This window comes from Ottowia thiooxydans, from assembly GCF_040548795.1.
In the GTDB taxonomy this organism is placed as follows: domain Bacteria; phylum Pseudomonadota; class Gammaproteobacteria; order Burkholderiales; family Burkholderiaceae_C; genus Ottowia; species Ottowia thiooxydans_A.
The window spans coordinates 1-21,690 of sequence record NZ_JBEPSH010000005.1 but is presented as its reverse complement, the minus strand read 5'-3'; the positions used below and the strand labels follow the sequence as shown (position 1 = coordinate 21,690).

The 21,690-nt window shown below is 58.0% G+C and carries 20 protein-coding genes and 4 tRNA genes; all 24 read right to left on the bottom strand.

The annotated features are described in order from the left end of the window. Positions 1-2: 2 nt before the first annotated feature. Positions 3-4,115: a DNA-directed RNA polymerase subunit beta gene (gene rpoB / locus ABIE13_RS12235; protein WP_354443757.1), complete on the bottom strand. Its 4,113-nt coding sequence runs from the start codon at positions 4,113-4,115 to the stop codon at positions 3-5. Positions 4,116-4,421: 306 nt separating this feature from the next. Next, positions 4,422-4,796, bottom strand: a complete 375-nt coding sequence (gene rplL / locus ABIE13_RS12230) for a 50S ribosomal protein L7/L12 (RefSeq protein WP_354443755.1) — start codon at positions 4,794-4,796, stop codon at positions 4,422-4,424. A 45-nt stretch (positions 4,797-4,841) separates the two neighbouring features. Further along, a complete protein-coding gene (rplJ, locus tag ABIE13_RS12225; RefSeq protein WP_354443753.1) occupies positions 4,842-5,351 on the bottom strand; it encodes a 50S ribosomal protein L10 in 510 nt (169 codons plus the stop codon). A 266-nt stretch (positions 5,352-5,617) separates the two neighbouring features. After that, positions 5,618-6,313, bottom strand: a complete 696-nt coding sequence (gene rplA / locus ABIE13_RS12220; protein ID WP_354443751.1) for a 50S ribosomal protein L1 — start codon at positions 6,311-6,313, stop codon at positions 5,618-5,620. Next, positions 6,314-6,745 carry a 50S ribosomal protein L11 gene (gene rplK, locus ABIE13_RS12215; protein WP_354443749.1) on the bottom strand — a complete coding sequence of 144 codons (432 nt, stop codon included), beginning with the start codon at positions 6,743-6,745 and terminating at the stop codon, positions 6,314-6,316. It abuts the gene before it with no gap. 129 nt (positions 6,746-6,874) lie between these two features. Next, positions 6,875-7,453 (bottom strand): transcription termination/antitermination protein NusG, encoded by a 579-nt coding sequence (gene nusG, locus ABIE13_RS12210; protein ID WP_354443747.1) that lies wholly within the window; start codon positions 7,451-7,453, stop codon positions 6,875-6,877. After that, the gene (secE, locus tag ABIE13_RS12205; protein WP_354443745.1) at positions 7,453-7,836 is read right to left on the bottom strand and encodes a preprotein translocase subunit SecE; all 384 of its coding nucleotides are present in this window, start codon (positions 7,834-7,836) and stop codon (positions 7,453-7,455) included. The genes nusG and secE overlap by 1 nt, the downstream gene beginning before the upstream one ends. Positions 7,837-8,018: 182 nt before the next feature. Continuing rightward, positions 8,019-8,094 (bottom strand) — tRNA-Trp (locus ABIE13_RS12200). A gap of 19 nt (positions 8,095-8,113) precedes the next feature. Next, on the bottom strand, positions 8,114-9,304 hold the full coding sequence (gene tuf / locus ABIE13_RS12195; protein WP_354443743.1) for an elongation factor Tu: 1,191 nt from the start codon (positions 9,302-9,304) through the stop codon (positions 8,114-8,116). Positions 9,305-9,372: 68 nt separating this feature from the next. Further along, positions 9,373-9,447: transfer RNA gene (locus ABIE13_RS12190), tRNA-Thr, on the bottom strand. A gap of 29 nt (positions 9,448-9,476) precedes the next feature. Beyond that, positions 9,477-9,550, bottom strand: a tRNA-Gly gene (locus ABIE13_RS12185). A gap of 169 nt (positions 9,551-9,719) precedes the next feature. Continuing rightward, positions 9,720-9,805 (bottom strand) — tRNA-Tyr (locus ABIE13_RS12180). 16 nt (positions 9,806-9,821) lie between these two features. Continuing rightward, entirely contained in the window at positions 9,822-10,679 is an 858-nt protein-coding gene (locus tag ABIE13_RS12175) for a uracil-DNA glycosylase (RefSeq protein ID WP_436278407.1), read from the bottom strand. Next, positions 10,679-11,479 (bottom strand): indole-3-glycerol phosphate synthase TrpC, encoded by an 801-nt coding sequence (gene trpC / locus ABIE13_RS12170; protein WP_354443741.1) that lies wholly within the window; start codon positions 11,477-11,479, stop codon positions 10,679-10,681. The genes ABIE13_RS12175 and trpC overlap by 1 nt, the downstream gene beginning before the upstream one ends. Before the next feature lie 67 nt (positions 11,480-11,546). Next, positions 11,547-12,575, bottom strand: coding sequence for an anthranilate phosphoribosyltransferase (trpD, locus tag ABIE13_RS12165; protein WP_354443739.1), 1,029 nt, complete (start codon positions 12,573-12,575; stop codon positions 11,547-11,549). 113 nt (positions 12,576-12,688) lie between these two features. Continuing rightward, positions 12,689-13,261: an aminodeoxychorismate/anthranilate synthase component II gene (locus tag ABIE13_RS12160; RefSeq protein WP_354443737.1), complete on the bottom strand. Its 573-nt coding sequence runs from the start codon at positions 13,259-13,261 to the stop codon at positions 12,689-12,691. Positions 13,262-13,734: 473 nt separating this feature from the next. Next, positions 13,735-14,523 carry a crotonase/enoyl-CoA hydratase family protein gene (locus tag ABIE13_RS12155; protein ID WP_354443735.1) on the bottom strand — a complete coding sequence of 263 codons (789 nt, stop codon included), beginning with the start codon at positions 14,521-14,523 and terminating at the stop codon, positions 13,735-13,737. 27 nt (positions 14,524-14,550) lie between these two features. Beyond that, positions 14,551-15,573 carry an acyl-CoA dehydrogenase family protein gene (locus ABIE13_RS12150; protein ID WP_354443733.1) on the bottom strand — a complete coding sequence of 341 codons (1,023 nt, stop codon included), beginning with the start codon at positions 15,571-15,573 and terminating at the stop codon, positions 14,551-14,553. Between the two features lie 24 nt (positions 15,574-15,597). Next, entirely contained in the window at positions 15,598-16,755 is a 1,158-nt protein-coding gene (locus tag ABIE13_RS12145; RefSeq protein ID WP_354443731.1) for an acyl-CoA dehydrogenase family protein, read from the bottom strand. 18 nt (positions 16,756-16,773) lie between these two features. Beyond that, positions 16,774-17,946 (bottom strand): iron-containing alcohol dehydrogenase family protein, encoded by a 1,173-nt coding sequence (locus ABIE13_RS12140; protein WP_354443729.1) that lies wholly within the window; start codon positions 17,944-17,946, stop codon positions 16,774-16,776. A gap of 15 nt (positions 17,947-17,961) precedes the next feature. Continuing rightward, positions 17,962-18,744, bottom strand: coding sequence for an enoyl-CoA hydratase-related protein (locus ABIE13_RS12135; RefSeq protein ID WP_354443727.1), 783 nt, complete (start codon positions 18,742-18,744; stop codon positions 17,962-17,964). Between the two features lie 45 nt (positions 18,745-18,789). Further along, entirely contained in the window at positions 18,790-19,941 is a 1,152-nt protein-coding gene (locus ABIE13_RS12130; protein ID WP_354443725.1) for an ATP-grasp domain-containing protein, read from the bottom strand. Next, the gene (locus tag ABIE13_RS12125) at positions 19,938-20,837 is read right to left on the bottom strand and encodes a succinate--CoA ligase subunit alpha (protein ID WP_354443723.1); all 900 of its coding nucleotides are present in this window, start codon (positions 20,835-20,837) and stop codon (positions 19,938-19,940) included. Before ABIE13_RS12125 ends, ABIE13_RS12130 begins: the two co-directional genes overlap by 4 nt. Before the next feature lie 67 nt (positions 20,838-20,904). Beyond that, positions 20,905-21,690: acyl-CoA dehydrogenase family protein (locus tag ABIE13_RS12120; RefSeq protein WP_354443721.1), on the bottom strand; the 786-nt coding region annotated here is incomplete at its 5' end.

Sequence of the window (21,690 nt, the reverse complement as noted above, 5' to 3'; positions counted from 1 at the left end):
AATTAAGAACGCTCGAGCTCGATGTCGAGACCGAGGGAGCGGATTTCCTTGACCAGCACGTTGAACGATTCGGGCATGCCCGCTTCGATCGAGTGTTCGCCCTTGACAATGCTTTCGTACACCTTGGTACGGCCTTGCACGTCGTCTGACTTGACGGTGAGCATTTCCTGCAGCGTGTAGGAAGCGCCATAGGCTTCCAGTGCCCACACTTCCATCTCCCCGAAACGCTGGCCACCGAACTGAGCCTTACCGCCCAGAGGTTGCTGCGTAACGAGAGAGTACGGTCCGGTGGAGCGTGCGTGCATCTTGTCGTCGACCAAGTGGTGGAGTTTCAAGAAGTGCATGTAGCCCACAGTGGTGGGGCGTTCAAACGCCTCGCCAGTACGGCCATCAAACAAGTTGGCTTGTGTGCGTGTAGCAGTCAGGCCCTTGGCTTGGGCGATGTCGTCCGGATATGCCAGTTTCAGCATAGTGCGGATTTCTTCTTCGGAAGCGCCGTCGAACACAGGCGTTGCAAACGGAACACCGTTGGACAGGTTGCCTGCCATTTCGAGGATCTGCTCGTCGCTCAGATTGCCCAGGTCTTCCTTGCGGCCAGTGCTGTTGTAGAGCTCTTCCATGAACTCACGCAACTTGGCAACGCGGCCCTCAGCCTGCAGCATGCCATTGATGCGATGACCAATGCCCTTGCCTGCCCAGCCCAGGTGAACCTCAAGCACCTGACCCACGTTCATCCGTGAAGGAACGCCCAATGGGTTCAGCACGATGTCGGCTGGTGTGCCGTCTGCCATGTGAGGCATGTCTTCGACCGGAACGATCTTGGACACCACACCTTTGTTACCGTGGCGGCCGGCCATCTTGTCACCAGGTTGCAAGCGGCGCTTGACAGCCAGGTAGACCTTGACCATTTTCAGCACGCCGGCTGGCAATTCGTCGCCTTGCGTCAATTTCTTGCGCTTTTCTTCGAATGCGAGGTCGAAGCTGTGGCGCTGCTGTTCAATGGAAGCCTTGATGCTTTCCAGTTGCGCGGCAACGTCGTCTTCTGCTGGACGGATGTCGAACCAGTGGTACTTGTCGACGGAAGCCAGGTAGGCCTTGTCGATTTTTGTGCCTTTGGCGATGCGGTTCGGGCCACCGTTGGCGGCTTTGCCGTTCAGGAGCTTCTCGATGCGGTCGAACGCATCTGCCTCAACGATACGCAACTGGTCGTTCAGGTCCAGGCGGAAGCGCTTGAGTTCATCGTCGATGATCTGCTGTGCACGCTTGTCGCGCTGAATGCCTTCACGCGTGAAGACCTGAACGTCGATGACCGTGCCTTGCGAGCCCTGGTCCACGCGCAGCGAGGTGTCTTTCACGTCGGAGGCTTTTTCACCGAAGATCGCGCGGAGCAGTTTTTCTTCAGGTGTCAGCGTGGTCTCACCCTTGGGTGTGACCTTGCCGACCAGCGTGTCGCCAGGCTGCACTTCTGCGCCAACATAGATGATGCCGGATTCGTCGAGGCGGTTGAGCTGCTGCTCGGCCAGGTTCGGGATATCACGTGTGATTTCCTCAGCACCCAGTTTGGTGTCACGCGCCATCACAACCAGTTCTTCGATGTGAATGGAGGTGTAGCGGTCATCTGCCACCACGCGCTCGCTGATCAGGATCGAGTCTTCGAAGTTGTAGCCGTTCCAAGGCATGAACGCGATCAGCATGTTCTGGCCGATGGCGATCTCACCCAGATCGGTGGAAGCACCGTCAGCGATCACGTCGCCTTTGCTCAGCTTGTCGCCCTTCTTGACGATAGGACGTTGACTGATGTTGGTGTTCTGGTTCGAGCGCTGGTATTTGATGAGGTTGTAGATGTCCACACCCACTTCACCGGCAACTGCTTCGCCGTCGTTGACGCGAATCACGATACGGGTGGCATCGACGTAGTCGACCACGCCGCCGCGGCTAGCGGTGACCACCGTGCCGGAGTCCACCGCGGCCACGCGCTCGATGCCGGTGCCGACCATGGGCTTTTCCGGACGGAGAACAGGCACGGCCTGACGCGACATGTTGGCGCCCATCAACGCGCGGTTCGCATCGTCGTGCTCCAGGAATGGCACCAGGGATGCCGCCACGGAGACGATCTGTGCTGGAGACACGTCCATGTATTGGACGCGCTCTGCGCCGACGAGGATGGAATCGCCTTTTTCACGGGCGGAGACCAGGTCACCAGTCAGGTTGCCATCTTTGTCGAGTGTGGCGTTGGCCTGAGCGATCACATATTTGCCTTCTTCGATGGCAGACAGGTAATCGATCTCGTTAGAGACCTTGCCTTCGTTCACACGGCGATACGGTGTTTCGATGAAGCCGTATTCGTTCAACCGGGCATAGAGAGCCAACGAGTTGATCAGGCCGATGTTGGGACCTTCAGGTGTTTCAATTGGGCAGACGCGGCCGTAGTGGGTGACGTGAACGTCACGCACTTCGAAGCCTGCGCGCTCGCGTGTCAAACCGCCCGGGCCAAGAGCCGATACACGGCGCTTGTGGGTGATTTCGGCCAGAGGGTTGGTCTGGTCCATGAACTGGCTGAGCTGAGACGCGCCGAAGAACTCTTTCAAAGCGGCCGAGATAGGCTTGCTGTTGATGAGGTCGTGAGGCATCAGAGGCTCTTGCTCTGCCTGGCCCAGCCGCTCTTTCACGGCCTTTTCGATACGTGCCAAACCTGTGCGGTACTGGTTTTCTGCCAGCTCGCCCACGCAACGCACACGGCGGTTGCCCAGATGGTCGATGTCATCGACTTCACCACGGCCGTTACGCAATTCGACGAGGATCTTGACCACGGCCAGGATGTCGTCGTTGGTCAACACCATGGGGCCGGTCGAATCGTCGCGGCCGACCTTGGCGTTGAACTTCATGCGGCCCACGCGTGAGAGATCGTAGGTGTCGGGGTTGTAGAACAAGCGCTGGAACAGAGCTTGCACGGCGTCTTCTGTTGGCGGCTCGCCAGGGCGCATCATGCGGTAGATGGCCACGCGGGCTGCGAATTCGTCCACCGTCTCGTCAGCACGCAGGGTCTGCGAGATGTACGCGCCTTGGTCCAGTTCGTTCGTGTAGATGCACTGCAGGTCTTGCACGCCGGCTTCACGCAGCTTCTTCAGCAGCGCTTCGGTCAGCTCGTCGTTGGCCTTGGCGATGATTTCGCCAGTGTCGCCGTCGACCACGTTCTTGGCGACCACACGGCCCACCAGGAAGTCTTCAGGCACGCTGATGTGCGTGGTGCCTGATTGCTCCATCTCACGTGTGTGACGTGCTGTGATGCGCTTGTCCTTGGCCACCACCACGGCGCCAGACTTGTCTGTGATGTCGAAACGCGCCACTTCGCCTTTGAGACGGTCGGCGATGAATTCCATCTGCGCGCCGCTGTCCATCAAGCGGAAGTTGTCGTTGACGAAGAAGTTCGCCAGGATGGATTCAGGGTTCAGGCCAATGGCCTTGAGCAGAATCGTGACGGGCATCTTGCGGCGACGATCGACCCGGAAGAACAGAATGTCTTTGGGATCGAATTCGAAGTCCAGCCAGGAGCCGCGGTAAGGGATGATGCGTGCCGAGAACAGCAGCTTGCCCGAACTGTGGGTCTTTCCCTTGTCGTGTTCAAAGAACACGCCTGGGGAACGGTGCAACTGGCTGACGATCACGCGCTCAGTGCCGTTGACGATGAATGAGCCTTTGTCGGTCATCAGGGGCACTTCGCCCATGTAGACCTCTTGCTCTTTCACTTCCTTGACCACTTTGGACTGGGAAGTGGATGACTCGCGGTCATAAATGATGAGCTGCACGCGAGCGCGCACGGCAGACGAGAACGTCAAGCCGCGCGTTTGGCATTCGCGCACGTCGAATGCGGGTTTGGCCAGGTTGTACTCAACGAACTTCATTTCCACGAAGCCGTTGTGCGAAACGATGGGGAACGCGGATTCGAATGCGGCTTGCAGGCCGTCATGTGTGCGCTTTTTGGGTGCCGTGCCCGACTGCAGGAAGGCGGTATAGGCGTCTTTCTGCATTTGCAGCAGGTAAGGCACTTCGAGTACGCTATCGCGGCTTCCAAAGCTCTTGCGGATGCGTTTACGTTCGGTAAATGAGTAGGCCATGTAATCTCCGGGCAAAGAGGATGAGTCCTGGACATCTGGCGACTGGGGACAGCACGCTCCGTTAGAAGCTTGCGTTGCTTGGTGGCTGGCCACTACCAGCCGATGGCGGACGACCACGCATTGCACGCGGTCCGAACCAAGTCGCCTTCTGCAGTCGAGTCAGAAGACACTTGAAAACCGTCTTGTAGGGCCGTTTTCAGGTGTGCTCTGAAAGAGCTGAAGGCTGGCCTTCTCAGGCCAGCCTTCGCAGCGCAAAATCCCAGGTCAATGAATGATTGATAGGAGGCTGCGCTGCTTTCAAGTGAATTACTTGAGTTCGACTTTCGCGCCAGCTTCTTCGAGCTTTTTCTTGGCGGTTTCGGCGTCGGCCTTGGAGATGCCTTCTTTGACTGGCTTTGGAGCACCGTCAACCAGGTCTTTGGCTTCTTTGAGGCCCAGACCAGTGATTTCGCGCACAGCTTTAATGACGGAAACTTTGTTCGCGCCGGCTTCCAGCAGTTGCACGGTGAACTCGGTTTTCTCTTCAGCAGCAGCAGCAGCACCGCCACCACCAGCAGCAGGAGCAGCCATAGCAGCTGCGCTCACGCCAAATTTCTCTTCGATGGCTTTCACCAGGTCGTTGAGTTCCAAGACCGTCATGCTGTCCAGCGCGGTCAAAAATGCGTCTTTATCGAATGCCATGATAAATTTTCCTAAAACAATTGATTGAGGGTTGCCGCGCTTGCTTTAAGCAGCTGCTGCGGGTTCGCCTTCGCCTTTTTTTGCCGCCAGCGCGCCCAGCACAACTGCGGTGCGGGAAATTGGCGACATAAGCAAGCCACAAATCTGTGCCAACAACACTTCCTTGGAAGGAATATTAGCCAGTTGCTTCACGTCGTTTGGATTCAGGGCTTTGCCGCCGAATACGCCAGCGCGAATGACCAATTTGTCATTGGTTTTCGCGAAATCTGCCACCACTTTCGCGGCGGCAATAGCGTCTTCAGAGAAGCCATAAATCAGCGGGCCGGTCATCTGGTCGGAGACAACTTCAAATGAACTACCGGCGACAGCACGGCGAGCCAGTGTGTTTTTCAACACACTCAGGGCCACACCTTTGCTGCGCGCATCGGAGCGCAGTTTGGTCATGTCAGCGACCGTGATGCCGCGGTATTCCGCGATCACGAGCGTTTGAGCTTTTGCGGCGAGGCTGGTCACGTCTTCGATGACCGCTTCTTTCTCACTGCGATTCAGACTCAAGGTCTACTCCTTCAAATGCGTCTTTCAGATTGGCAAAAATCGCCTCACCTCCAGAACGCGCCTTTCTTGCAGCGACCAACTGTTTAGGTTTAACCTTTTCAGCGGGTTCGCCATCTGCGCTGGCCACTCTGAAATTCAGAGCAATTAAGTACAGCTTGCACCATACGCCAGCGGTCTTGGATGGCCTGCCACTTCTGGTTAGAAAAGCGGCAGCCCACCACGTCAGGTGAGGGCTATCTTGCGAAAGCCCTCACCCGCATTTCTCATCAAGCGGCGATGGTTTGCGTGTCGACGCGAACGCCCACACCCATCGTGCTCGACACTGCTACCTTGCGCAGGTACACACCTTTGCTGGTAGCAGGTTTTGCTTTGTTCAGTGCGTCGATCAACGCAGCCAGGTTGCCCTGCAGCTTGTCGGATTCGAACGAACGCAGACCAATGGTGCCATGCACAATACCGGCCTTGTCGACACGGAACTGCACCTGACCTGCCTTGGCGTTCTTCACAGCTGTGGCGACATCAGGCGTCACGGTGCCAACCTTGGGGTTAGGCATCAAACCGCGAGGACCCAGAATCTGGCCCAGCGTACCCACCACGCGCATGGCGTCAGGGGCAGCGATCACGACGTCAAAAGGCATGTCGCCTGCTTTGACTTGAGCAGCCAGATCGTCCATGCCCACGATGTCGGCGCCAGCGGCTTTGGCTTCTTCAGCCTTGGCACCCTGTGCGAAAACCGCGACACGCTTGGTCTTGCCAGTGCCGTTGGGCAGCACGACGGCGCCACGAACAACCTGGTCGGATTTCTTGGCATCAATGCCCAGCTGCACAGCCACGTCGATGGATTCATCGAACTTGGCATTGGCAAACTCTTTGACCAAAGCCAGAGCGTCTGTCAGAGCGTAGAGCTTGGTGCTATCGATCTTGCCTTCTTGGGTCTTTTGTTTTTTGGTCAACTTGGCCATTTACACACCCTCCACAGTCACGCCCATGGAGCGAGCGGAACCAGCAATCGTACGAACAGCAGCGTCCAGATCGGCAGCTGTCATGTCCTTCATTTTGGTTTTGGCGATTTCTTCGAGCTGTGCGCGAGTAATCTTGCCAACCTTGTCAGAGTTCGGCTTGGACGAACCTTTGTCAAGCTTGATGGCTTTCTTGATCAAAACAGCAGCAGGAGGCGTTTTGATGACGAAAGTGAAGCTCTTGTCTGCGAAAGCCGTGATCACCACAGGCAATGGCAGACCAGGCTCAACACCTTGAGTCTGAGCGTTGAACGCCTTGCAGAACTCCATGATGTTCAGACCGCGCTGACCCAGGGCTGGGCCGATGGGTGGGGATGGGTTGGCCTTACCAGCTGGCACTTGCAGCTTGATGAAGCCGACGATTTTCTTCGCCATGCTTTACTCCTTGCGGGTACGAACGTTCAGGCTTATGACCCAAACTCCCCGGGGTTTCGACTCTTTGAAACAATCACCCTGCGCAGAGTCTTGAAAACGCAGGGGACCTAAAAACAACAGGAAGCTGGATCAGGTTTTTTCGACCTGAGCAAACTCCAATTCGACCGGCGTAGCGCGACCGAAAATGGTCACCGAGACACGCACCTTGCTTTTCTCGTAGTTGACCTCTTCGACCGTTCCATTGAAATCGGTGAAAGGACCTTCCTTGACGCGAACGTATTCGCCGACTTCGAATTCGACCTTGTGACGAGGCTTCTCAGTACCTTCCTGCATCTGATTGACGATCTTCATCACGTCATCTTCAGAAATAGGCGCAGGGCGGTTCTTGGCGCCACCCACGAAACCGGTCACCTTATTGGTGTGTTTCACCAAGTGCCAGCTTTCGTCATCCATGACCATTTCCACCAGCACATAGCCAGGGAAGAATTTACGTTCGGTCGTGCGCTTCTGGCCGTTCTTGATCTCAACCACTTCTTCAGTGGGGACCATGATGCGGCCAAATTTGGACTGCATGCCAGCGCGGTTGATGCGCTCAATGATGTTGCGCTCAACGGCCTTTTCCATGCCCGAATAGGCATGGACGACATACCACTTCAGATCAGGGTTGTCGGAGGTGCTTGGAGGAAGTTGCGAAACGGAATCTGACATTATTGCCTCCAGCCCAGAACGAGGTCGTACAAGACCCATTCAAGCGTTTTATCTGTGAACCAGAGAAACAGTGCCATGACCACAGCAAAGACGAACACGAAAGCGGTTGTCTGCAGCGCTTCTTTGCGCGTGGGCCAAACCACTTTCTGGACTTCGCGCCAGGAGTCACGGCCAAAAGCGATCAAGCGCTTACCCGACTCTGACGTGAGAAACACGATCGCAGCCAACACCAAGCCCGCAATGAGCGAAACCCATTGAGCAACCGGCCCCTGCTTGGCCAACATATAGAACGCGACCAGCGCACCTATAACCAAAAGCACCGCCAAACCAAGACGAACCTTATCGGCGCCTGGGGTGACGGTTTCAACTTGAGTGCTAGCCATATTGGGCGAATTCTTCGCTGGACCCCCGTCGGACGGGGCTCAAAACACAAGGAAAAGACTTGAAGCCATTTGGGCGAGAAATCTCACCCCGGGAGACACCTCCCACCGCATAACAAGTCCTTACCGCTCTTAACACATAAGCCCACCGAGTGATCGGCGGGCTTGAAAGGGCCACTTTTAGGTGGCAGGGGCAGTAGGAATCGAACCTACAACCTTCGGTTTTGGAGACCGACGCTCTGCCAATTGAGCTATACCCCTACTGATACTCTCTTACCTATCAGGCAATGATTTTTGCAACCACGCCGGCGCCAACGGTACGGCCACCTTCACGGATAGCAAAGCGCAGACCTTCTTCCATGGCGATAGGAGCGATCAGCTTGACGGTGATGCTCACGTTGTCGCCAGGCATGACCATCTCTTTGCCTTCTGGCAGCTCGATGGAGCCGGTCACGTCTGTTGTACGGAAGTAGAACTGAGGACGGTAGTTGTTGAAGAAAGGCGTGTGACGGCCACCTTCATCTTTGCTCAGTACATACACTTCACCTGTGAAGTGCGTGTGTGGCTTGATGGAGCCTGGCTTGCACAGCACTTGGCCGCGCTCGACGTCTTCACGCTTGGTGCCGCGCAGCAAGATACCCACGTTGTCGCCTGCTTGACCTTGGTCGAGCAGCTTGCGGAACATTTCCACGCCCGTGCAAGTGGTCTTCTGGGTGTTCTTGATACCGACGATTTCGATTTCTTCGCCGACTTTGACAATACCGCGCTCGATACGGCCAGTCACCACAGTGCCGCGGCCAGAGATGGAGAACACGTCTTCCACTGGCATCAGGAAGGCACCGTCAATCGCACGCTCAGGCGTAGGAATGTAGGTGTCCAGCGCTTCAGCCAGCTTCATGATGGCCTCTTCACCCAGCTCGCCAGTGTCGCCTTCGAGGGCCAGCTTGGCAGAGCCTTTGATGATGGGGGTGTCATCGCCAGGGAATTCGTACTTGGACAGCAGCTCGCGCACTTCCATCTCGACCAGCTCGAGCAGTTCAGCGTCGTCCACCATGTCTGCCTTGTTCAGGAAAACGATGATGTAAGGCACGCCAACCTGACGCGACAGCAGAATGTGCTCACGCGTTTGGGGCATAGGGCCGTCAGCGGCCGAGCAGACCAAGATAGCGCCGTCCATCTGGGCAGCGCCGGTAATCATGTTTTTAACGTAGTCAGCGTGACCTGGGCAGTCCACGTGAGCGTAGTGGCGGTTAGCCGTTTCGTACTCAACGTGCGCTGTGTTGATCGTGATGCCGCGCGCTTTTTCTTCTGGCGCTGCGTCAATCTGGTCATACGCTTTGGCTTCGCCGCCAAATTTCTTGGACAGCACAGTCGCAATGGCCGCTGTCAGCGTTGTCTTACCATGGTCAACGTGACCAATCGTGCCCACGTTCACGTGCGGTTTCGTCCGCTCGAATTTCTCTTTTCCCATTTCTTCGACTCCGAAAAAATAAACCGAACATCAAAAACGATAGCCGGATGCACATGCCTCGGCAAATCTGGTGCCCTTGGCGGGAATCGGACCCGCGACCTCTCCCTTACCAAGGGAGTGCTCTACCACTGAGCCACAAGGGCAATAATCGCTTTACCAACTTGAGACCAACTGGAGCGGGAGACGGGAATCGAACCCGCGTCATTAGCTTGGAAGGCTAAGGTTCTACCATTGAACTACTCCCGCAAAAGGCTCCACAAGGAAAGCAAGGACCCGCTCAACAACTGACACGGACTTACCCAAACCCTGCGCAAGATTCTTTTGCTCGGAAAAAGCTTCCCAAACACTCTTGCTGCCAACCTGCGAACAGGCTTTCAACTTCAGTCGACCGGCAAGCCGGCTTTCTCAATTTCGCTGGTGGAGAGGGCTGGATTCGAACCAGCGTACTCGTAAGAGGGCAGATTTACAGTCTGCTGCCATTAACCACTCGGCCACCTCTCCGGCGAAGAACTCAGGATTATGCCACCACTTTATGACCGTTACCAAAAATTTCTTTTTCGCCCAGCCAATCAATGGTGATTTGGCCGTTTGCGGCGAGGAAATCGTTGGCGCGTTTGAAGTGATCGCAACCCATGAATGGTACAGGAGGCCGCAAGGCTGAGAGCGGCGAAGGGTGGTTGGCCATCAACCACAAATGGGCTCTTTGCCCGCCCATGCGCTGGGGCGAGCCAGCGATATCTGCTGCTGTTGCCAGCTTGAGATTTTCGGGGGCCTTGGCTTGCGCATGGGAGCCCCAGAGCATGAACACAAGCGGGCGCTCACTTTCAACCAACTGATCGAAAATAGCGGTGGTCAAGGTTTGCCAACCCAGTTTGGCATGGCTGGCGGGCTGGCCATCTTCTACCGTCAAGCAGGTGTTGAGCAGCAGAACGCCTTGACGTGCCCAGTGCTCAAGCAAGCCATCGGTCTGGGGCGGCCGACCATATTCAAGCGCCAATTCCTTGTGGATATTGCGCAAGCTGGGAGGAAATTTGATGCCCGGGCCTACATCGAATGCCAGTCCGTTGGCTTGGCCGGGCCCGTGATAGGGGTCCTGGCCCAGAATGACCACCCGAACAGCTTCAGGAGGCGTGAGTGTCAATGCGCGCAAAGGCGTGGGAGGGTAAATGCAAGCACCCGCCGCCACGCGCGTCTTCAAGAACTCATCCAGACGCTGACCGGCTTCGCTCTGCAGGAATTGGTTCAGCACGGGCTGCCAGCCTGAGGCCACTTGACCCATGCCCACGGGCCAGTCGCGCAGGCAGTTCGGACCAGCAGGCGTGTCGTTAAAAAGTGAACCCGTCTGCGCTGCGCGCTGACGATCAGTTGCCGGCATCAGCGAAACAGCTCGGCCAGTGCTTCACCCGGCTCAGGTGCACGCATGAAGGTCTCACCCACCAGAAATGCATGCACACCAGCCTCACGAAGACGTTGAACGTCTGCCGCGGTGGCAATACCACTTTCGGTGACCAGGAGTCGATCAGACGGGACTTCCGCCAGCAGGCTCAAGGTGGTGTCCAGCGAGACTTCGAAGGTCCGCAGATTGCGGTTGTTGATACCGACCAATGGCGTCTTGAGCTTCAAAGCTCTATGCAGTTCAGCTTGGTCATGAACTTCTACAAGGACCGCCATATCCAGGCCATGAGCGATGGCCTCCAGCTCAGCCATCTGCTCATCGCCAAGGCTTGCGGCAATGAGGAGAATGCAGTCTGCCCCCATGACGCGCGCTTCATAGACCTGATAGGGGTCGATCATGAAATCCTTGCGCAACACAGGGAGTGCGCAACTGGCGCGCGCTTGCTTGAGGTAGTCGATGCTGCCCTGGAAAAACTGCCGGTCCGTCAGCACCGAAAGGCAGGCTGCACTGGTCTTGCCGTCACCAAACGCGTAGCTCTGCGCGATGTCCGCAGGGATGAAGTCCTCACGGATCACACCTTTGCTGGGGCTGGCTTTCTTGATCTCCGCGATGACGGCAGCTTCGCCCGCCGCTAGTTTGGCACGCAGAGCCCCGATGAAGTCACGCGTGAGCACACGGCTTTCAGCGTCTTCGCGCATGGCAGCGAGCGACTTCACTTTCAGGCCCGCAGCGACTTCTTCGCGTTTGACGGCGACGATCTTGTCGAGGATGTCACTCATTTTTCAATAGCTTTCCGCGCCAGCTGACTGCTCGCGCTCTGGATGTTCAAAAAGTTGGCGGGGCGCATCAAGCGGCCATTCTGACGCTGAAGGCTGCCAGGCTGTCCAGCTTGCCACGGGCAGCACCTGAATCGATGGCCTCACGTGCGCGCACCACGCCGTCCTTCATCGTGCTCACCACGCCTGCCGCATACAGCGCGACACCGGCGTTCAAGAGAACGATATCGCGAGGCGCGCCAGGCTGGCCGTCCAGCACACCCTTGAGCATGGCCATGGACTGCTCCGGTGTCTCGACCTTCAATGCACGGTTGCTGACCATCTGCAAACCAAAGTCTTCAGGGTGGATTTCATATTCGCTGATTTCCCCGTTTTTCAGCTCGCCCACGGCAGTGGCCGAGCCGAGGCTGACCTCGTCCATGCCGTCTCTGCCATACACGACCACCGCATGCTCTGCGCCCAGTCGCTGCAGGGCACGCACCTGAATGCCGACCAGATCGGGGTGAAACACGCCCATCAGGATGTTGGGTGCCCCGGCCGGATTGGTCAGTGGACCAAGAATGTTGAAGAAAGTCTTCACGCCCATCTCTTTGCGGACCGGCGCTACGTTTTTCATGGCGGGATGATGATTGGGCGCAAACATGAAACCCATGCCGGTTTCAGCAATGCTTTGGGCAATTTGCTCCGGCTTGAGATTGATATTGACGCCCAGTGATTCCAGAACGTCGGCACTGCCTGATTTGCTGGAGACGCTGCGCCCGCCATGCTTGGCGCAGCGTGCACCACCGGCCGCCGCCACAAACATGGAGCAGGTGCTGATATTGAAGGTGTGTGAGCCATCTCCCCCCGTGCCGACGATGTCAAGCAGGTTGGTGGGATCTTGAACATGGACCTTGAGAGACAACTCTCGCATCACCTGCGCGGCCGCAGTGATCTCACCAATGGTCTCTTTCTTGACGCGCAAGCCCGTGGTGATGGCCGCAATCATGAGGGGGGAGATTTCGCCCTTCATGATCAGCCGCATCAAATGCAGCATTTCGTCATGGAATATTTCGCGGTGTTCTATGGTGCGCTGGAGCGCTTCCTGAGCGGTGATCATTCTTTGTCTCGATTCAACTTGGGGTGAAGAGTGCGCCACTGGCCCGACTGCACCGAACCTGGGCGTTCTGGGAAGAAGTGGGGTGGATGGAGAAGACGGACTGAAGGCGACGGTCAGGCCGCCCGTACCAGAAAGTTCTTCAACATGGCATGTCCATGCTCTGTCAGGATGCTTTCGGGGTGGAACTGCACCCCTTCCACGTCCAGCGACTGGTGCCGCACGCCCATGATTTCACCGTCATCCGTCCAGGCGGTGATCTCCAACTCTTTGGGGATCGTGCTGCGCTCGATGGAGAGTGAGTGGTAACGGTTCACCGTGAACTGCTCAGGAAGCCCCGCAAAAACGCCCTTTTGCTTGGTGGTGATGACGCTGGTCTTGCCGTGCATCAATTCCTGCGCACGGATGATATTGCCACCGAAAGCAGCACCAATCGACTGGTGCCCGAGGCAGACACCCAGGATAGGCAGCTTGCCGGCGAAGTGCTGGATGGCGGCGACCGAGATGCCTGCCTCTGCGGGCGAACACGGGCCAGGCGAGATGACCAGGCGATCAGGCTTGCGCTCAGCAATGCCTTCAAGCGTGATTTCGTCGTTGCGAAAAACTTCGACTTCAGCGCCCAATTCTCCAAAGTACTGGACGATGTTGTAGGTAAAGCTGTCGTAATTGTCGAGCATGAGGAGCTTCATAGATCCACCTCTTTGATTTCAAGAATTTTGAACGGGATCACGGCGTTGGCGTGACTCCAATGGCAAATGACGCGCGTACGCCAACGCCCATTCTGAGAGGAAAGGCAAGCTACCAGATGTGATGGGATCAAGGGCATTGGACATCCTCCATGAGGTTGGAGCCGCCGTGCCGGAAAGTCTCAGACCTTGCCCACCGGTACGGCGACAAGGTTGCGGTCTGCACCGCAGCGACATGCCGCTTCCTATTGGAAGCGCCACCACTGAAGTGTGTTGATCGAAGAAATGGGGGTCATAAAAACAGCCACGAGGCATTCTACATGGCTAGGAGCCTGTCGGACTTGGAAATCGCCGGAACGGTTTTAGGCAGTTCAAATGCCACTTTCTACTTGACCAAACCCATAGAACCTCAGTCCGAACGGATTGCCGACTTCACAGGGCCGAATCCACAGGAGCTTGCAGTCTTCGGCTGCGCTTTAGCTGAACCGAGGCGAGCGTTTTTCTATGAAGGCCGTAACGGCTTCGCGGTGATCCGCTGTCTTGTGGGCAATGGCCTGATAGCCGGCGGACATCTCCAGCAGCGACTCCAGAGACGCGTGCTCGCCCTCACGCAGCAGCCGCTTGGTCATGCGCATGACGGCCCCGGGGTTGGCTGCAATCTTGCCAGCCAGTGCGCGAGCGGTGGGCAGCAGCTCGCTGGCAGCGACCACACGACTGACCAAGCCGAAGCTCATGGCCTCCTGGGCATTGATGGCCTCGCCGGTGAATGCCATTTCACTCGCCTTGGCCATGCCTACCGCTCTTGGAAGCAGCCATGCGCCGCCATCGCCAGGGACGATGCCCACCCGCACGAAGCTTTCTGCAAAGCTGGCCTCTTCGCTCGCAATTCGTATGTCGCACATGCACACAAGATCCAGGCCTGCACCAATGGCTGGCCCGTTGACGGCGCAAATGGTTGGGACATCCAGGTTGTACAGGGCGCGCGGAATACGCTGGATGCCCTGGCGGTACTCTTCCCGAATGGCATCGGGTGTCAAGGTTTCATCAAAGAAGCGACGCATGTCCTTCACATTGCCACCGGAACTGAATACCGGTCCCTCGGCCGTGAGGATGATGGCTTTGACAGAAGGGTCGCGACGCACCTCGTCGCAGACCTGGACGAACTCTTCGGCTGCCGTGTTGCCCGTGAGGGCGTTGCGCGTTTCTGGCTGGCTCATGGTGAGCGTGAGAACGGCGCCGTCGCGTTGAATATTCAAAAAGGCCATGAAAGTTTTCTCCAATCAATGAGGGCGTCAACACGCGCTAGCGACATCTGTGGTTGCGCGCAGAAGATCAAGGGTACAAGCCGGGTGCGCATCTACAAGCGCCGTGCCGGCCACGGCATGCCAATAAGACTCGGAACCTGCAGTCTGCCTCCAGGCGTGCAGGCGCCGAGTCATCAGTTGAAGATCGTATTCTTCAGTAAAGCCGATGGCGCCATGGATAGCGTGGCTTGATTTGGCCACCAGCAGCGCCGCCTGACTGCAGCGCGCCTTGGCCACGGCCACGCGCAATCGGTCAGGGAACATGCCATGACCTGCACAACCCAGTTGTGCGGCCATACGGGCAGCAAAGACATGCTCGCTCATGACAGCCAGTTGGTGCTGGATCGCTTGGAACTTGCCGATGGGCCGACCAAACTGAGTTCGATCATTGGCATAGTTCAAGGTGCGCTCAAAAGTCTGCATAAGCCCTCCGGCGAGCTGAGCTGCGGTCAAGCAAGCTTGCAGGGTTCGCAGATCGAGCATATCCGGCAGGGCAAGTTCCAGAGACGGGGCGTTGGAGACCTGCGCGGAAGCCCAATGAGAGCGCGTGTCCAGGCAAAAGGCGGCAGGCTCTGAATCCGCCTGAGACATAGGGAGAAGTTGCCACCCCGCTTGATGCTGAACCAGCACGGTGTGCGCCACCTTTCCTGACCGAACTACGGCGCAAGTCAGCGTGCCGTCTTGCATGACGCGGCCTTCTGCCAAGGCAATGGGGCCGGCAGGAGGGGTCACACCCGCCAGAGACAGCAGCCCACGTGCCACCATGGTTTCTGCCAGCGGCACGGGCAAGGCGTGCGAGCCGCACAGCGACCACACGCCGTACACCTGAGAAAGGCCCATGGCAGCCCCGCCGCCCGACTCTGCCACCATGGCATCGGCAAAACCAGCATTCTCCAGTTGAGTCCACAGCGCCTGGGCCGACTGGCCGGCCTCTATGTTGCGCACCACCTGAGGGCTGCAGTGGTCCCTCAGCAGTTGATCGACAGCGTCGGCGAACAGATCTTCATGCATTTCCATCACTCCTGTCCACCGCGATCAGCGCAAGCCCAGGCCACGGGCGATCATGCCGCGCAGGATGTCACGTGTACCGCCTCGCAGCGAGAACGAGGGCGCTACCTCTGTGGTGTAGTTCAAGGTTCGCAGCAATTCCAGCGGCACATCGGTGTTGCCTCGCCCTGCAAGGTCATCAGCAATGGCCGAAGGAATGAACTGCTCCAAGGTGGTGCCTAACTCCTTGACCAGGGCAGCCTCAACGACAGGGCTCTCACCACGGGTCAATTTTTCTTGCACGGAAATGGACATCGCGCGCAGCGGCGCCAGTTCCGTGAAGATGCGTCCGGCCAGGCGCAACGCACTGTCGCTTCGACCTTCTGAAGTGCGCACCCAAGCCAACCATTCATCGAAAAGCACGATGCTGGAGAAAATTCGCTCGGGTCCACTGCGCTCAAAAGCAAGCTCTGACATCACTTGCTCCCAGCCCTGCCCTTCCGTTCCGATGAGCGCCTCCGGCGCGAGTTGCACGTTTTCAAAGAAGACTTCGCAAAAATGGCTGTCTCCGGAAAGATCCACAATAGGACGCACGGTCACGCCCGGGAGCGACAGGTCCACAATCACCTGGGACAGTCCTTTGTGCCGGTCGGACGCTTCGCCGGAGGTACGGACCAGCGCAATCATGTAATGAGAGTGATGGGCGTTGGTGGTCCAGATCTTCTGGCCGTTCAGCAGAAAGCCGTTGTCATTAGATACTGCCCGCGTCTTCACGCTTGCCAGGTCGGAGCCTGAATTGGGTTCACTCATGCCTATGCAGAAGAATGCTTCTGCGCGGCATATGCGAGGCAGATAGAACTGCTTTTGATCCTCGGTACCGTACTTGAGGATGAGGGGCCCGCTTTGGCGATCGGCGATCCAATGCGAGCCCACTGGTGCGCCTGTGGCCAGAAACTCCTCTACCAAGACGTAGCGAGCAAAGGCGCTGCGGCCACCACCCCCATAGGCTTTGGGTAAAGTGATTCCAATCCATCCCTTGGCGCCGATCTGGCGACTCAGCTCATTGCTGTAGCCGCCCCATGAACGCGCCCTGACATGGGCAGGCCATTGCCGGATGGCCTGGGAGAGAAAGTCGCGTACTTCTGCGCGCAGCGCTTCATCTTCCGATGGGATCCGAGTAAGGGAAAGAGAGTCAAGGACACTCATCTGAACTCTTTCTGAAAACTACCAGGCCGCGCGCAACAGCGCCACGATGTCGGCATCCTGGACCTGCCTTGGATTGTTTTTAAGCGACCAGTCATTCATGGCGTGTGCCGCAAGCGACTCGAAACGCTCTGGTTTCACACCCGTATCTCTCAACGTCGAAGGTGTGCCCAGGGTCCGCAAGAGAGCTTCTACAGCAGCAATGGCTGACTCAGCCGCGCTTTGCTGCACAGCAGGCACCCAGAACCGCAATGGCGCCACTATACGTTCGTACCGATGCGGCACCACCTGTGCATTGAAGCGCATGGCGTGCGGTAGCAAGATCGCGTTGATGATGCCATTGGCCACATCGGACTCCGGCCCCAGGCTATGGCTGACCGCAGTGACCACGCCGCCGCCAGTCAGATCTGTACCCTGCCCACACAGTATTGATGCGTGCACGAGACGCTGTCGCAGGTCGAATGAGCCTGGGTCGCGCTGCAAGTGGGGAAGATGCGTTGCCACCATCTCAACGGTGTGACGCAACAAGGCCTCTGAAAGATCATTGTCATGATCAGCCTCCAGGCCGCTGATGGCCATGGCCAGGGTGTTGAGGCTGGCTGAGAGGAATAAGTCGTCGGGCGCAGTGGCCAATAGCGCGGGCTCGATAATGATGCAAGTGGCGCGCGTCTTGGGATCGAACAAGGCCAGCCTATCGCCAGTCTGCTCATCATGGACGGCACTGCCGGTCTTGGGCGTTGCCGTGGTCGGCGTCGTTGGCAAGACAAAGATGGGAATCTTGTTCTTCAACAGCCTGGGGCTCACGAGCCGCCCTGACTCATCTCTGTGTGTTGCCAATTCCCTGGGAAGCCCCCCTTCGGCAAGCACGATGCTGGCTGCGCGTGCAGTGACAATGGCTGAGCCGCCGCCCAAAGCCAAGACGGCATCGGCACCATGATCTCGCAACCAATCAGCGGCCTGTACGACGCTTTGGGAAGGGCTGTGCGCTTGTACCTTGTCGAAAACGCCCACATAGGCTTCTCCCAATGCCTGCTGCACAAGGCCGAGCGCCGTGGGATGGGCAGCTAACGACCGGCCACATAGGACAGCCACCCTGGAAGCACCCACCCTGCGGACTTCCGCTTGCAGTTGCTGCAAACTTCCTTCGCCGGCGTAGATTCGATGAGATGCGAATACCGATGCTGAAGACTTCATGGTGCGGGCGGTCACTTACCGATTGGTCCACCGCGGTGCGCGCTTTTCGTTGAAAGCGGCGCGGCCTTCCTTGGCGTCTTCCGTCTGGATCATGGGCGCACGCGCGGTTTCCGTGAAGGCCATCATCTGATCGAAGGTCATGCCTTCTACCGCCCGCATCGCGTACTTGCCACGGCGTATGGCCATAGGCGACGCGGCGACGAGGCTGGCCACCAAAGCGTCGACTGTGGCGTCCAGTTGATCGGCTGGCACGACCCTGTTCAAGAGGCCCGCCGCCATGGCCGTGCGCGCGTCAATCGGCTCGCCCGTCATGCACATCTCGTTCATCAGGCGAGGGGGAATGAGATCTCTCAACTGCGTCAGGATCTGCATGGGAAAGAGGCCACGCTTGACTTCCGGCATGCCGAAGGTCGCATCTTCGGTAGCGACCACCAAGTCGCAAAGGCCGAACAAGCCCATGCCACCTGCCAGGCAAAAGCCGTTGACTCGTCCAACGACCGGAACCCGGCATTCGCGCACCACGCGAGCGAGTACGCCCAGCGGAGTTTCCAGCATGGCGGCGTTGGGTTTGAAAGGGGTGTCGCCCGGCGTGAGATCAGCGCCGGCTGAGAAAGCTTTGTCTCCAGCCCCAGTGATCACAATCACGCGCAGGTCGTCGTCCTCTGCACTATCGCGTACAGCCTGGGCCATCGCCAGCAAAAGCGGGCTAGTGAAGGCGTTACGGCGATGCGGGCGATTGATGGTCAACCGGAGGACCGGTCCTTGGCGATCGATGATGAGTTCGTTGTTGTCGGTCATGGCGTCTCTCTGCTTCAAAATCAAATGAATCGGTTTGGACGGTGTTCAACCGTGCTTTTTTCTCAGTTCAACCAGTGCAGCCATGACCCCTTTGAGGTCACGAGCACATGGGAACCCGCGCTCGGCAAACAAAGCTTGAGCCTGCTGGAAGGTCATTTCACGCTCGGCAGCGCCTGCGCACAAGATGCCGATGACCATGGGTTTGGGTGGTGGATGCCGATCCAGGATCTCCAGCAAAGTCCGCACATGGCGAGCGATGTTGCTGGCAGATACGGTCAGGTACAGCAGGATGGCCTTGACGTCATCGCGCTGGGCACGCTCGAACACGATCTGCGTGCGCGCTGCGTAAACTGAAGCGGCACTACCGCCCGAGGTGTCCACGAAGTTGGCGGCGGGCATTCCTGCATCGCCCAGCATGTCCAGCAGCGCCATGCCAAGGCCAGCGCCGCCGGAGACCACGGCGGTATCGCCTTCAAGCTCCAGGAATGTCAGGCCCGCGCGTTGGGCCCGCTGCTCAAGATCGGTCAGCCCAGCCGAGGTGAGGCTGGCCGAGTGAAGCTCGCTCCAGTCCAGGTGGCGAGCGTCTGCGTTGTCATCCAACACGATCTTGGCGTCCAAGGCGATCACGTCGCCCTGGCGGGTGATGGCCAACGGGTTGATTTCCACCAGGTGCGCATCGTTTTGAATGAAGGCACGCCAACTGCTTGCTGCAAAGCGCGAGAGCGAAGCCAGGGCTCGCCCTTTGACGCCGCAGCTTTCAAAGAACTCAAGAAAATCATGCGCGCCTGGGATCTGCCGAGGATCAAAACGAAGTTCGTGCAAGCCGTCTGCGTGATTCTCGATTTCTACGCCCCCATGGAGCGAGAACGAGCAGACGTAGCACTGTCCGACATCGTCAATGCGCCAGGCTAGATAGGTCTCTTGCGCCACTTCCAGCGGATCTTCCAGCAGCAGAACGGGTTCAAATTTGAGCTCTCGCATGCGCTGGCGAATCTCCGAGACCCGAGCTTGCACCTGATCGGCGGCGGCCCAGGTCACCAGACCTTGCTTACCGCGGCCGCCAAACGGGACCTGAGCCTTGACTACGCACGCTCTGTCCATAGGGATCGGGTCATCAGGCCTTAGCAGCTGTGCAGGGGGCACCGGCAATCCTGCTCGTCGCAACAGGCCCTTGGCTTCGAATTCAACAAGATTCATGCAGGCACCTCCTCTGCTTGTTCCATGAGCGCGGGCGCTATTTCCTTGAGCAACGGCGCCAGATCAAGAGGAGACCGCACCACATGCGCACCCGCTGCTTGCATTGCATCTGCCTTGGCAGCGGCGGTGTCACGGTCGCCGCCAATGAGCGCACCGGCGTGTCCCATCACCTTGCCACGCGGCGCGTACCTGCCGACCATTAATCCGATGACGGGCTTGCGCGCACTGGCTATCAGGTCCAGCATGGCGTACTCTTTGGTTCCACCAGGTTCACCGGAATAGAGGATGGCCTCGGTTTCGGGATCGTCCAGGAATTGCTGTAACCATTCGTGGGGATTGCGGCCGCAAATGACATCACCTCCGGTATGGACGATGGTGCTCTGGCCAAAACCAGCCGTGGTCAGAAGACGGCACAAGTTCAAGGTCAAAGTGCCGCTGCGGCCAATCATGCCAATCTTGCCGCGACGAACAAAGTCGCGCGGCACGGCGCCGATGATGGCCTGTCCTGGCGAAGCGATGCCCAGCGAGTTGGGCCCGACCACCCACATGCCTCGTTCACGGGCTTCAGCCATGGCATAGGCCACGTCGTGCACCGGCACGAATTCGGCAGCCGTGAAGACCAGCTGCAATCCGCAGGAAGCAGCCTCAAGCAAGGCATCACGCACACCACCTGGGGGCGTGTAGATGGCGGCCGCCACGGCGCCGGTGGCTTCTACGGCGGCTCTCATGGACGAGAAGCGTGGCAAACCGTCGATAGTGGCTTCTTCTCGCCCCGGTGCCACGTGGGCGACGATGTTGGTGCCGGACTCGATCATGTAACGGACGACCGAGCCTCCGTAGTCGCCCACGGCATTGACCGCCAGGGTCTTCATTCCGGCCTTCAGCAGTACAGCCATTGGGTAGATCCCTCAAGAAAGTAGATAGGACATAGTGAATCTTTGAACATTGCCAATCTCCCTAAGATCAATAAGACTTGGGCAATCCCAGCATGGATTCAGCAATGTGGCAAAGAACCAGCTCCTGACTGACCGGCGCCACCAGGGGATTCACAGACTCACGGAAGTAGCGCTCGACGTGGTATTCCTTGGCTTGGCCATAGCCACCGTGTACCCGAACCGCCCTTGTGCAGGCATCGAAGAAGAGTTCAGCGGACAGGTACTTGCCGGCGTTGACCTCCGCAGCGCAAGGCAGGTCCTGGTCGTACAGCGTGGCTGCGGCCCACACCGTGAGCTCAGCCGCCGTCAACCGCGCCCAGATCTCTGCCAGGGGGTGTTGCACCGCCTGGTTCATCCCAATGGGCCGGCCAAACACCACACGTTCCTTGGCATATTTCACCGCCCGATCCAGCACGCTGCGCGTTCCACCGAGCAGCCCAGCGGCCACCACAATGCGCTCTGCATTCAACCCATGCAGCAGGTACTTGAAGCCCTTGCCTTCTTCGCCTATGCGGTCTTCTACTGGCACTTCCAGGTTGTCGATGAACAGCTCATTCGAATCCACCGCGTTGCGGCCCATCTTCTCTATCTCTCGGACATCGATGCGGCTGCGGTCCAAGTCCGTGTAGAACAGCGTGATGCCATCGGTGGGTTTCTTGCCTTCTGATTTGGGTGCCGTACGGGTGACCAGCAAGATCTTGTTGGCCACCTGAGCGGTGGAGATCCACACCTTGCGCCCGTTGACGATGTAGCGGTCTCCCTCGCGGCGGGCAAAGGTCTTGATGTCTGTGGTGCTGGTGCCGGCATCAGGCTC